This is a genomic window from Sphingobacterium sp. xlx-96 (assembly GCF_011007365.1).
Lineage (GTDB): Bacteria > Bacteroidota > Bacteroidia > Sphingobacteriales > Sphingobacteriaceae > Sphingobacterium > Sphingobacterium luzhongxinii.
The window spans coordinates 65,973-77,891 of sequence record NZ_WFKM01000001.1 but is presented as its reverse complement, the minus strand read 5'-3'; the positions used below and the strand labels follow the sequence as shown (position 1 = coordinate 77,891).

General features: G+C 38.7%; 11 protein-coding genes. 6 read left to right on the top strand and 5 right to left on the bottom strand.

All coding sequences use genetic code 11. The annotated features are described in order from the left end of the window. Window positions 1–236 precede the first annotated feature (236 nt). Window positions 237–998 carry a DUF4290 domain-containing protein gene (locus G7B20_RS00370; RefSeq protein WP_164108064.1) on the bottom strand — a complete coding sequence of 254 codons (762 nt, stop codon included), beginning with the start codon at window positions 996–998 and terminating at the stop codon, window positions 237–239. A 57-nt stretch (window positions 999–1,055) separates the two neighbouring features. After that, the gene (locus G7B20_RS00365) at window positions 1,056–3,326 is read right to left on the bottom strand and encodes an ATP-dependent helicase (RefSeq protein ID WP_164108541.1); all 2,271 of its coding nucleotides are present in this window, start codon (window positions 3,324–3,326) and stop codon (window positions 1,056–1,058) included. A 123-nt stretch (window positions 3,327–3,449) separates the two neighbouring features. Between G7B20_RS00365 and G7B20_RS00360 the strand changes: the two genes are divergently transcribed. After that, the gene (locus G7B20_RS00360) at window positions 3,450–4,133 is read left to right on the top strand and encodes a M15 family metallopeptidase (protein WP_164108063.1); all 684 of its coding nucleotides are present in this window, start codon (window positions 3,450–3,452) and stop codon (window positions 4,131–4,133) included. Between the two features lie 9 nt (window positions 4,134–4,142). On the opposite strand, the gene dnaB is transcribed toward G7B20_RS00360, so the two are convergent. Continuing rightward, window positions 4,143–5,732 (bottom strand): replicative DNA helicase, encoded by a 1,590-nt coding sequence (dnaB, locus tag G7B20_RS00355; protein ID WP_164108062.1) that lies wholly within the window; start codon window positions 5,730–5,732, stop codon window positions 4,143–4,145. A 561-nt stretch (window positions 5,733–6,293) separates the two neighbouring features. On the opposite strand from dnaB, the gene ubiE reads away from it, so the two are divergent. Genes ubiE through G7B20_RS00335 form a run of 4 tightly spaced genes read left to right on the top strand, consistent with a single transcriptional unit; the run spans window position 6,294 to window position 9,238 of the window. Then, a complete protein-coding gene (gene ubiE, locus G7B20_RS00350; protein WP_164108061.1) occupies window positions 6,294–7,034 on the top strand; it encodes a bifunctional demethylmenaquinone methyltransferase/2-methoxy-6-polyprenyl-1,4-benzoquinol methylase UbiE in 741 nt (246 codons plus the stop codon). An 11-nt stretch (window positions 7,035–7,045) separates the two neighbouring features. After that, on the top strand, window positions 7,046–7,915 hold the full coding sequence (locus tag G7B20_RS00345) for a PorT (RefSeq protein ID WP_164108060.1): 870 nt from the start codon (window positions 7,046–7,048) through the stop codon (window positions 7,913–7,915). A gap of 52 nt (window positions 7,916–7,967) precedes the next feature. After that, window positions 7,968–8,729 (top strand): SDR family NAD(P)-dependent oxidoreductase, encoded by a 762-nt coding sequence (locus G7B20_RS00340; protein ID WP_164108059.1) that lies wholly within the window; start codon window positions 7,968–7,970, stop codon window positions 8,727–8,729. Between the two features lie 59 nt (window positions 8,730–8,788). Next, window positions 8,789–9,238 (top strand): GatB/YqeY domain-containing protein, encoded by a 450-nt coding sequence (locus G7B20_RS00335; RefSeq protein ID WP_164108058.1) that lies wholly within the window; start codon window positions 8,789–8,791, stop codon window positions 9,236–9,238. A gap of 38 nt (window positions 9,239–9,276) precedes the next feature. Here G7B20_RS00335 and G7B20_RS00330 read toward each other — a convergent pair whose 3' ends face one another. Both G7B20_RS00330 and G7B20_RS00325 read right to left on the bottom strand, forming a co-directional pair. Next, entirely contained in the window at window positions 9,277–10,245 is a 969-nt protein-coding gene (locus G7B20_RS00330; RefSeq protein ID WP_164108057.1) for a GNAT family N-acetyltransferase, read from the bottom strand. A gap of 4 nt (window positions 10,246–10,249) precedes the next feature. Then, window positions 10,250–11,077, bottom strand: a complete 828-nt coding sequence (locus G7B20_RS00325; protein WP_164108056.1) for a 1-acyl-sn-glycerol-3-phosphate acyltransferase — start codon at window positions 11,075–11,077, stop codon at window positions 10,250–10,252. Between the two features lie 176 nt (window positions 11,078–11,253). Between G7B20_RS00325 and G7B20_RS00320 the strand changes: the two genes are divergently transcribed. Beyond that, on the top strand, window positions 11,254–11,913 hold the full coding sequence (locus G7B20_RS00320; protein WP_164108055.1) for a CBS domain-containing protein: 660 nt from the start codon (window positions 11,254–11,256) through the stop codon (window positions 11,911–11,913). The last annotated feature ends 6 nt before the right edge of the window (window positions 11,914–11,919 follow it).

Below are 11,919 nucleotides of genomic sequence, written 5' to 3'. Positions count from 1 at the left end.
GTCAATTATAAAACCTTAAAAACTATACTTACATTATCCGCAATATATACTCCTTACAGGCTTTTAGTTATTGTAGGTCGCTTCTAAAATAGCTGATATTCCAAAATAAAATAAGAGGATGTCTCATACGGAAATACGCTTTAAAATACGCAGGTTCCTTAATGCCCCCACAATATTGTATTTGTATTTCGAAATTTCAGACAGCCTCTTACCTCGAAGCAGACAAACAATTTCTATTACTTCTTGTAATTATTACTGTTGTTGTTACTTTGGTATGGTCTCTTCCCTCCTGTATTACTACTCTGTCTTTTGCGACCACCATTGTTATTATTGTTGTTATTCTGGTATGTTTTCTTGTTGTTATTATTATTCGAACTAGAAGACTGCTTATGATTGTTATTTCCTACGGAGGTCTGTGATTTTACACGGTTACCCGGAGGCGGGGTACGAAAATCTAACTTGGTCAATACGGTGTCTTCTGGTAAGGTTAAAACAAAACCGGACAATTCCTTTAGGTCCTGAATAATCTGCTGATCATTTACGGAATCTTTATTCCAAGTGATGTAAGCCATTTTCATAAAGTTGGCAATACCTAGTGTCATTTTTTGTCTTGTCTCTTCGTGCGGCACCGCCATCGCCTTTTCAATCATAGACTCAACGATATGGCCATAATGTTTGAAACGGATCCGATGTTGTGGATAAGGTAGCGGTTGAGGCTTGTGACGGATCTCTTCTTTGGAAGGGATGGGATAGGGTGAATCCACATCTATCTTAAAATCTGAAATGATATACAAATGATCCCAAAGTTTATGTTTGAAATCCGAAACGTCACGTAAGTGCGGATTTAACACTCCCATCATATCGATAACGACCTGCGCTAATCTGTTGCGTTCTTCTTTAGAAGGCACCGTACAAATATGGTCTACCATATTTTGTACATTCCTTCCATATTCGGCTAAGATTAGCTTAGAACGTGTACTGTTATAATCAAAATTCATATAGTGAAATTAAACGTAATGATAACGTTATTTTTTATTTATTATTCTGTCCAACTGCTATTGGACAATTCTTAATTTTGCAAATTTAAGCAACAATTGTTTCTGCCCCAACTCTTTGAAAAAAATAGTTGCTTTCAAATCGGGCTTATTCCCTTCCAGATTGACAACCTTTCCAAATCCAAATCTTTCGTGTTCAACGTCCATACCTACCTGTAGTCCCGAAGTATCTGAAGGAGCAAACCCTTCTGTAGGTACGTGGGCTTTGGGTAGAATCGAAGTAGTCTTTACTACTTTTGGCTTGGGTTTAGAAAAAGAATCCTTTTGCTGCCACGCAACTTTATCTGTCTTCATGCCCGAATCACCGCTTAAGCTCCCCATTCTTGGCTTGAAGTCTAAATCTAGACAAGCAGGATTTAATTCATCTAGAAAACGACTCGGTTCGCAGTTATTCAATGTACCCCACCGATATCTTGATGTAGCGTATGAAATGTGGAGTTTTGTTTCAGCACGGGTCACCGCTACGTAAAATAGTCGCCTTTCTTCTTCTAATTCTGTACGTGAATTTACAGATAATTGCGAAGGAAACAAATTTTCTTCTAAACCAACAATAAATACATTACGAAACTCAAGCCCTTTGGACGAGTGTATCGTCATTAAAGACACTGTATCGGCATTTGGATCTTTGTCATTATCATCATTGGTAAGTAACGCTACATCCTGTAAAAAGACATCTAAGCTTTTCTCTTCAATATCTTCCCGCTCAGAAAACTCTTTAATACCATTCAACAACTCCTGTATATTTTCATAACGACTCAAACCTTCTACAGATTTGTCTTCGTAGAGATCTTTCAATATTCCCGAATGCTGCGCTATATGCATCGCCGTATCAAAAGCATTGCCCTGATTGCCTATTGCTTGAAAACTTTGTATCATAGTTCCGAAAGTAGAAACAGCTGTCGCACTACGACCATCCAAAAACATCTGCGCATTGGATACAATATCCCATAATCTATATTGATGCTTATCTGCCGCAACAATAATCTTATCTATCGTCGTATCACCAATTCCTCTACGTGGATAGTTGATGACTCTTTTTAAGGCTTCTTCATCATTAGGGTTGTATGTCAATCGAAAATAAGCGATCAGATCCTTTATTTCCTTGCGTTGGTAAAAAGAGGTCCCTCCATATATTTTATACGGAATATTCAGCTTACGCAGGGATTCCTCCATCGCCCGAGACTGTGCATTGGTACGGTATAAAATAGCGAAGTCCTTAAATTGTAAGGAGTCCAAGGATTTATCTTGCAAAATCGCCTCGGCAACAATTTTCCCTTCTTCATTGTCCGAAAATGCCCGTGCTACCTTTATTTTATCCCCGTCTTCATTATCGGAAAAAACATTTTTTTCCAACTGATTCTTATTGTTCGCTATAATACTATTTGCAGCATTGACGATCATTTTTGTGGACCGATAGTTCTGCTCCAATTTGAAGACACTCACATCTGGATAATCCTTTTGGAAATTTAGGATGTTTTGAATGTTAGCTCCACGAAATGCATAAATACTCTGCGCATCGTCCCCAACTACACATATGTTCTCATTGACAGCAGCTAATCGCTTAACGATTAGATACTGGGAAAAATTCGTATCCTGATACTCATCGACCATGAGGTAACGAAACTGATGCTGATATTTATGTAGAGTCTCCGGATGTTTATTCAACAAAACATTGGTTTTGAACAATAAATCATCAAAGTCCATAGCTCCGGCTCGGTAACAGCGCTGGGCATAGGTAAAATATACCTGTCCCATCTGCGGCCGACCATTCTCTCTGTCCTCGGCAAGGATTACCTCATTTTTGTTGTATTCCTGTGGAGAAATGAGGTTATTCTTCGCTGATGATATACGTCCATATACTTGATTGACGTTATACAACTTATCATCCAGATTCATTTCTTTCAAAATAGATCTCAAAAGACTTTTTGTATCGTCAGTATCATAAATAGTAAAGTTTTTGGGGTAACCAATCAATTCGGCTTCCACCCTTAAAATCCGGGCAAAAATAGAGTGAAAAGTCCCCATCCAAATATTTTTGGCTTCTGATCCTACCACTTTCATGATACGTTCCCGCATTTCCTTTGCCGCTTTATTGGTAAAGGTAAGTACCAAAATATTGAAAGGGTCTACGCCTTTACGAATAAGATGTGCTACTCGATAGGTAATAACACGAGTTTTTCCAGAGCCTGCACCCGCCACTATCATCACTGGACCTTCTGTCTGCTCTACGGCCGCCCGCTGCGTGGAATTTAATCCTGCTAAATAATCCAAAATAAAAAGAGTTTTTCCGTTAGAAATAGATTGTAAAGTTACTAAATTACTGTCAAATACGACCTGCACACACCGCTATTTATTACGAGAAATAGCTACCTTTACACGATAAAAGGCCTCATTATGATAAAATTCGTATTTCTTGCTTCGCTATCCTTTATTCCGTCCCTCGCTCCTATCCAACAAGCAAAGAGTCAACTGCCCAATGGTTTCGTATATGTGAAGGATATCATACCACACCTAGAAGTAGACTTACGATACTGTGGTCATCACAATTTTATTGGAAAACCTATACAAGGTTATTTGGAACCTAAAACCATTCTTACAAAAAAAGCTGCAGAAGCATTGGCAAAGGTAGAGAAAGAGCTAAACAAAAACAATATGGCCTTAAAAATATTCGATGCATACCGTCCTCAAACAGCGGTAAATCATTTTATCCGTTGGACAAAAGACAGCAGAGACACCTTAGGAAAGCTCGAATTTTATCCAACGGAAGATAAAAGACTCTTATTCGAGAAAGGTTATATTGCCTCGAAATCAGGCCATAGCAGAGGTAGTACCGTCGACCTCACAATCATCAACATAACTAACAAACAAGAATTGGATATGGGTAGCGCTTTTGACTTCCTAGGAGAAATTTCAGCGCATGCATACACCAAACTCAATGCTGACCAACAGAGGAATAGAAAGTTACTTAAGTCAGTAATGGAGAAATATGGGTTTCGAGCGTACGATAAAGAATGGTGGCACTACACCTTAAAAGAAGAACCTTTTAAGGACAAGTACTTCGACTTCCCCGTGCAATAAAAATGCTCCCTAAAAAGGAGCATCGTCTGGCATATCATTCATACGTGAAGGCATTGTGATTCCTCCTCCACCAAAATCATCAAACGAGGGTGAAGGCATCATTGCAGAAGCACCAAAGGGAGCATCACCACCACCTCCAAATGAATCACCTCCCATACCCGAAAAGTCATCCTCTAAGTCGACAAACTTCACAAATTTTCCGACAAACTTCAATGGTACAATACCCGTTTCACCGTTACGGTGTTTCGCAATAATAACCTCTCCAACACCTGCAGTAGGTCGCCCTTCTTCATCTTCCGTAAGACCATAATATTCTGGGCGGTACAAGAACAATACCATATCGGCATCTTGTTCAATAGAACCCGACTCACGTAAATCGGATAACATGGGACGTTTAGCGTTACCAGGACGGGACTCTACCGCACGACTCAGCTGAGATAATGCCAATACAGGGATATTGAGCTCCTTTGCAACGGATTTAAGCGCTCTCGAAATACTACCAATCTCCTGCTCGCGGTTACCACCTCCTTTACCTTCAGACTTACCATGCATCAATTGAAGATAATCGACAATAACCATCTGTATATCATGCTGTGCCTTAAGACGCCTACACTTCGCTCGGAACTCAAAAACATTCAACGCTGGTGTGTCATCAATAATAAGCGGAGCCTCAGTCAATCTACCTATCCGCGAATGTAACTGCTGCCATTCATGATCCGCTAAATTTCCTTTTTTTAGCTTTTCTTGTTCAATTTCTGTTTCTCCAGCAATAAGACGGTTGACCAACTGTACAGATGACATCTCCAGCGAGAATACCGCTACAGCTTTTTGGTGATCTACAGCAGCATTACGTGCTACGGACAAGACGAAAGCCGTCTTTCCCATCGCAGGACGTGCTGCGATAATCACCAAATCCGAAGGTTGCCAACCGGAAGTCATCCGATCTAATGCTGTCAATCCGGATGGGACTCCAGTCAAACCGTCCGTACGGTCTCGCAACAACTCCAGATTACTGATCGCCTCACGCATAATATCATCCATCTTTCGGGAATCCCTACGCAAGTTGTTCTGCGCAATATCAAAAAGACTCTTTTCAGCGTGATCTAATAAGTCAAAGATATCACTGGTCTCATCGTATGACGAATTAATAATTTCCGAAGAAACTTTAATTAATTCGCGCTGAATATATTTTTGAGAAATAATGCGGGCATGATACTCGATATTGGCTGCTGAAACAACACGGTCCGTGAGTTGTGTGATGTAAAATGCCCCACCTACCATCTCCAACGCCCCCATCTGCCTCAACTCTGTAGTAACTGTTAGAATATCAATCGGAGAAGTTTTTTGAAATAAGCTAAAAATTGCCTCAAAAATCTTCTGGTGAGCTTCTTTATAAAAAGACTCTGCTTTAAGAATATCAATTACTTCACTCAGCGCATTTTTTTCCAACATTAGCGCTCCTAACACAGCTTCCTCTAGATCCAACGCCTGTGGAGGTAGCTTGCCAAGTCCACTTACAAGATTATTTAATCCTGTCCGCTTTTTACTAAACCCTGTCCGACCTGCATTTGATGACTGTCCTGTGTTTTCTTGATCCATTTTTTGATTAATCTTACCGTTCAACAATATAAAAGATAATACCCCATCAATACCTAAAAATATCGTTAAACAAAGGTAACAAAAATACTTGCTCTCCACTTTTTTAGTTCTACACATCCAAAAAATATCGCCCTAGCAAGTATTACACCTTACCTATCACACAGACTGTTGTTATTAACAATGGTTGTTAATAATTTGTTAATAAAAAACTTCAAACACTCACTATCAAAAACTTAACAACATGTGGATAACTTTTTATATTGTTAAGAACCTATCGCAGCTGTCTTCATAAAGCGTTCAATAAGCTACATAGCATTAAAATTTCATTTTCAGCCGATTAACAAATAGCACCAGCATAACCACTCCGAAAAAAGCGATTAAATTTCACTCGAGATAATTATACTATAATAAAATATCCAAGTAGCTATAACTACACAAAATAACCACACAAATGTATACAGTTTTAGATCTGCCGTCTGGCGGATGACCATTAAGAATCACATTATTTGCAGATAAAAATCAAATCAAATACATATGAAAATATTATAGTATCTTTGCTCTATGTCAAATGGAGCATCCACATTAAAACCCTACAAATCGAAAGACGGCGGCAAGAAAGAACAGGTCGCAGACATGTTTAATAACATATCGCACAAATATGATTTGTTGAACCGAATAATGACCATGCGTATCGACGTAATCTGGCGCAAAAAAGCAATACGCTCTTTGCAGCCCATTCGACCACAACTGATTTTAGATGTTGCTACAGGAACAGGAGATTTTGCAATCGAATCCCTTCGCATACTGAAACCGAAAAAAATCATTGGTATTGACATATCTCAGGGTATGTTGAATGTAGCCAAAGAAAAAATAGCTAAAAAAGGTCTAGCGAACCAGTTGGAAGTAAAACTGGCTGACTCGGAAAACCTCCCTTTTGAGGACAACACCTTTGACGCGGTCACCGTAGCTTTTGGTGTGCGTAATTTCGAAAACCTGGACCAAGGTCTTGCTGAAATAAATCGTGTACTTAAACCAGGTGGTAAAGCCGTAATATTGGAACTATCTAATCCTACAATGTTTCCGATAAAACAGTTTTATCAACTGTATTTCCACAAGTTCATCCCTGCAATAGGTAGATTAATTTCTAAAGATTCCAGTGCGTACTCTTACCTACCAGAATCCGTTTCAAAATTTCCGGATGGGGAGCGATTTGCAGCTATAACAGCCAAAGTTGGTTTTAAAGAGACCAAGGTAAGCCCGCAGACATTTGGATTCTGTACTATATACGAGGCTATAAAGTAAAAGCTACTCGCATGAAAAACACTGTACTTGTAATAGCAGGTTTTCTTTTTTGTCTAAACAGTTTTGGGCAACGAAAATTTTCGTTACCGTTTTCTTCTGCCTATAATGAAGATGCAATGGTTCTTCTTGGTATACAGTACAACATGGTAAGCCAAAGCTATCAATTGCAATTAGAAAAGGACTGGCAAAAGCACAACATCTATTTTAGCCCCGATGATGACAATAACCTCGGGGAGTTAAAGGGAATACAATCTAAACCGAGTATAGGCTTTTCTGTGGGGATTCCGATAGATATACGTGCTAATGAAAACCTGTATTTCACCTTCAACCCTTCCTTTTTGTTTTTCAACGGATTAGACATAGAATATATGCCAGTAGACCCCAATGAATTCCCTAAGGTTGAAAATGGAATTTTACTCCCTAAAACACACCTCTCTAGACGCCAAAGACATGTCAAGGGAAGTAGTGATGGATCTAATTTCAATGCTTTTGAATTTCCATTATCCATCAAATTTCGTTCGGACGAAAAAACACTGAAGAACAAATTTAATAGATATAGAGGCTACCTAATAGGAGGTGCACGCTACACGAGATGGATTGGCATCAATGGGGAATACGACGGGCTGCAAGCGCTCAACACAAGTTTAGTCAATAATGCTCCCCATTCCTTGATTATGAAACCGGGTTATTTATCTTGGGAAGTAGGCTTTGGTGCTGACATTTTCTTCGCGTATTTTAAAATGTCCCCCGAAATAAAATTCAATCAAAGTTTTAGTAATGTATTTGACTCCAGCCATCCCTTAGCGAACGACAATAAATTCATGGCTCCTATAGACAGGGGGCTGATACGTAATATATATGTGAGTCTGATCTTCCAATAAAAGTTTTTTGCCTAATACGGACAATCGGAACAAACTTGCAAAACTATAAAAAATGAGAACAGTATTAATAACAGGAGCAAGCTCAGGCATTGGTGCGGCATGTGCTCAAGTATTGGCCAAGGAAGGTAACTATAGACTGATTTTATGTGCCCGTAGGACAGACCGGCTAGAAGCACTTCGTAACGAAATCCAAGCACAGCACCCAACTATCGACACACACATTTTCATGCTGGATGTACGTGACAATGCAAAAGTCAAGGAAGCTATAACCGCCCTTCCACCAGAATGGCAGAATATAGACATCTTAATTAACAATGCTGGGCTAAGTCAAGGCCTTGACGCGTTACAAGATGGTGATACCAACGACTGGGACCGCATGATCGATACGAATGTAAAGGGTCTTCTATATGTCAGCAAGGCCGTAATTCCTTTATTAAAACAAAGTACACACGCACATATCATTAACATAGGGTCGATTGCTGGAAAGGAAGTCTACCCCAATGGTAATGTATACTGCGCCACGAAACATGCTGTAGACGCCTTAAACAAAGCAATGCGGATAGACTTATTACCCTTCGGCATCAAAGTAACGGCTATAAACCCAGGGATGGTTGAAACCGAATTCTCTGAGGTCCGATTCAAGGGCGATAAAGAAAAAGCTAAAAATGTATACCATGGGGTAGTGCCTTTATCAGGTACCGATATAGCAGATACAATTAGTTTTGTTTTATCACGTCCAGCTCATGTCAACATCAATGACTTATTAATAATGCCTACAGATCAGGCTACTGGTAGTATCGTAAACAGGAAATAACTTTTTTGAATTTTTAACCGAGCTTTAACGAGCTCATCATTACAACAAATTTTTAAACAATGTCATTAGAACAACAAATAAATCAAGATATCAAAACAGCAATGATCGCTAAAGATGCTGTTCGCTTACGAGGATTAAGAGCTATCAAAGCTGCTGTGTTGCTCTCTAAAACGGAGAAAGCAGGCGTAGATGAGCTAGATCAGGATACAGAGATCAAAGTCTTACAAAAGTTGGTAAAACAACGTAAAGAATCGGGAGAAATCTATAAAGGTCAGGGACGTGAAGATCTATTCCAAATTGAATTAGAAGAGCAACAAGTAATCGAAGAATACCTTCCCAAACAATTGGACCGTGCCGAGGTCGAATCTATAATAAAAGCCATCATCGCAGAAACTGGTGCTTCTGGAATGAAAGACATGGGAAAAGTGATGGGACAAGCAAACCAAAAATTAGCGGGACAAGCCGATGGAAAAACTATTTCTGAACTTGTAAAGAGTTGTCTATCTTAACGGAATACATAGGTAAGATGCAAAAAAATAAGGGAGAACTAGTTCTCCCTTATTTTTTCACGACTTCCGTAGACTTTATCTCTTTCAAAAGAAGAAATATGCCTTTCCTTTTTAGCCTGATATATATCGTCCAATGTAATTAAGATACCTGTCTCTTCTACCTCTCCAAACTCATCATTCATAGCTGTACCAAAAGTCATCATCGTCGGAGAAAGATTCATGTAGGTATTGATCAGTGGCGGAATATTCTCACCGAACTCACGTATATATTTATTTAACACTTTATACCCCTCCTTATAAGGCAATCCGTCAAAAATCCCTGAAAACGGTGAAATATCTGTTTTATAACCAACTAAAAGATTATCATAGGGCCTCACCATCTCTTTGTGATCCGGAAAATAACAATTCATAAAATAAAGCAATAGATCACGTGCCTTTGCATTAAACTGCGGGTACATGGTAACCTTTCCGAACAAATATTTGATATCAGGATTGATAATAACCAATGCACCAAGACCATCCCATAAGTTATCTAGCGAGAAAAGCCCCTTTCTATTATCGATAGAGGGTTGGTACTTCGGCTGAACCCAAGAACGCCCCAACTCAATAGTATACGGAAGATAATCCATAACAAATTCGTCCGAAAACTTAAAATAATGAAGTGTGGAAAGATGAATATTTCCGGCGCTATCTATTGCTTGATCACAGCGAATAATCCTATACCCTGCGATAATTTCTTCATCTTCTGGATTCCAAGCTATTAATTGATCATAATTATGCGTACAGGTATCATTCTCATCAATATCCAACGCTAAGCCGGTCCCTCCTCCAGCACCTCGAAAGGTCAGTTCGCGCAATCGGCCAATCTCCTTCATAATATTAGGTGCGGTATGGTAATTTACTAAATATACCTCATTGTTCCCATTATTGGTATAACGTAGAAAAGCTTCTTCGGTTAATTCTGCCTTTATCAAATCCCTAGCTACAGGGGCAATTATTTCTTCCATACAATTATTTCTGCGTCTTCAATTCATATACCTGCTGCCTTACATCCGCAGCCCATTGTCTTTCATTTTTTGAAGTATCAAAAAATGAAAATGGAATTTTCTTTCCAATTTTTATCACGACCCGTTGATTGCGCTGTGCAAAAAATTCATCGGCCAAATACAACATTTCCACATTAAATTTTAGCCCTATCTTATTTCTCCATCGAGAAAGATTATAGAAAAAATTAGAGTTTTTACCTTCAATATAAACAGGAACGATGTCTTTATTATATTTTCTTGCTTTTGAAATAAAACTTTTCTTCCAATCAAGATCCTCAATATTACCGTGAATCTTACGTGAAACTAATCCAGCTGGAAACACTAATAACGCGTGTTCACCAGCGTAAGCTTCTTCGATAGCTGATATTGCACTTTTATCTTGTCCCCCAATCTTGTTAACCCCTACAAAAAGTGGCTGCAGATTGTTTACATTCATCAAAATATCGTTAACTAAGAACTTAACATCTCTACGGTACCTCCCTATAGCATGCATAAAAGCTATGCCATCCAGCCCTCCTAAAGGATGGTTAGAAGCAAAAATAACAGCTTCTGTTTCTGGAATATTCTCTGCTCCCTCAAGAACAACTTCGACACCTAAGTCGTTAATCAATGCATCTACAAAATCTAAACCTTGTAAATTCCTGAAACGAAACATAATGTCATTTATCTCATCTTCATGGATAGTCCTTTCTAGATAACTAACAAGCGGACTTGGTATCCATTTGGCTAGTCCGGGACTTTTCTTTCGTATGACTTCTCTTACTTGTATAAACTTATCTTTTTCTATCGCCATCGCTTTTGAAAGTATGCATCGCCCTTCTATTTCGGGAAGCGTAAAAATAAAAAAATATTGCTGTATCTCCTTAACAAAATACAATTTAAAACAAGTTTTTTTGGGTTTTATATCTATTTTTGAGTAAAGATTAAACGTTTCAACACATTTTGTGTTTAATATTTAAAATAGTAATTATGTTTATCGGGCAATACATATCTACTGATTATCATGAGGTTTTGCTGACGGACACGGTAGAATTCGTGCTACAAAAAATGAATGAAAACCATTCTAAGTTTCTTGCCGTTGTAGAAGGTCAAATCTTCCATGGTTTAGTCTCTGAGGAATTGCTTTTGGATCAAATAGAAGCCGACGCACCGATCAACACCATTAAACTGCATTTTAAATCCGTATACCTATTTGACTATCAACACATATATGATGCACTACAATTGATTACGACATACGATTATTGTTTTATCCCGGTATTAAATAGAAAGCATGAATATCTTGGTGTGCTCACTAAACAGGATGTATTGATAGCTCTCAATGAAACGCTTGGCAATGATGAGGGTGCTATTATTGTTTTAGAATTGGGAATCCGCGATAATGCGCTGTCACATATTGCGCGGATTATCGAAGCAGAAAACACAAGTATACTCAGTACAGCTATACATCGTTTGCCAGACTCGTCAAAACTAGAAATGACTATTAAAGTCAACAAAACCAATATTTCGGCTGTAGTATCCTCCCTGTGGCGCAATGATTATGTTGTGAAAGCTACATTTCGGGACGGCGGCGAACAATCGGATATCCAGGATCGCTATGACCTTTTGATGAATTATTTAGATTTATAACCTATT

Coding starts and splice junctions, on each gene's coding strand:
- G7B20_RS00370 (WP_164108064.1), bottom strand. CDS start 998: ATGAATTTTGATTATAACAGTACACGTTCTAAGCTAATCTTAGCCGAA.
- G7B20_RS00320 (WP_164108055.1), top strand. CDS start 11,254: ATGTTTATCGGGCAATACATATCTACTGATTATCATGAGGTTTTGCTG.
- dnaB (WP_164108062.1), bottom strand. CDS start 5,732: ATGGATCAAGAAAACACAGGACAGTCATCAAATGCAGGTCGGACAGGG.
- G7B20_RS00360 (WP_164108063.1), top strand. CDS start 3,450: ATGATAAAATTCGTATTTCTTGCTTCGCTATCCTTTATTCCGTCCCTC.
- ubiE (WP_164108061.1), top strand. CDS start 6,294: ATGTCAAATGGAGCATCCACATTAAAACCCTACAAATCGAAAGACGGC.
- G7B20_RS00335 (WP_164108058.1), top strand. CDS start 8,789: ATGTCATTAGAACAACAAATAAATCAAGATATCAAAACAGCAATGATC.
- G7B20_RS00340 (WP_164108059.1), top strand. CDS start 7,968: ATGAGAACAGTATTAATAACAGGAGCAAGCTCAGGCATTGGTGCGGCA.
- G7B20_RS00345 (WP_164108060.1), top strand. CDS start 7,046: ATGAAAAACACTGTACTTGTAATAGCAGGTTTTCTTTTTTGTCTAAAC.
- G7B20_RS00325 (WP_164108056.1), bottom strand. CDS start 11,077: ATGGCGATAGAAAAAGATAAGTTTATACAAGTAAGAGAAGTCATACGA.
- G7B20_RS00330 (WP_164108057.1), bottom strand. CDS start 10,245: ATGGAAGAAATAATTGCCCCTGTAGCTAGGGATTTGATAAAGGCAGAA.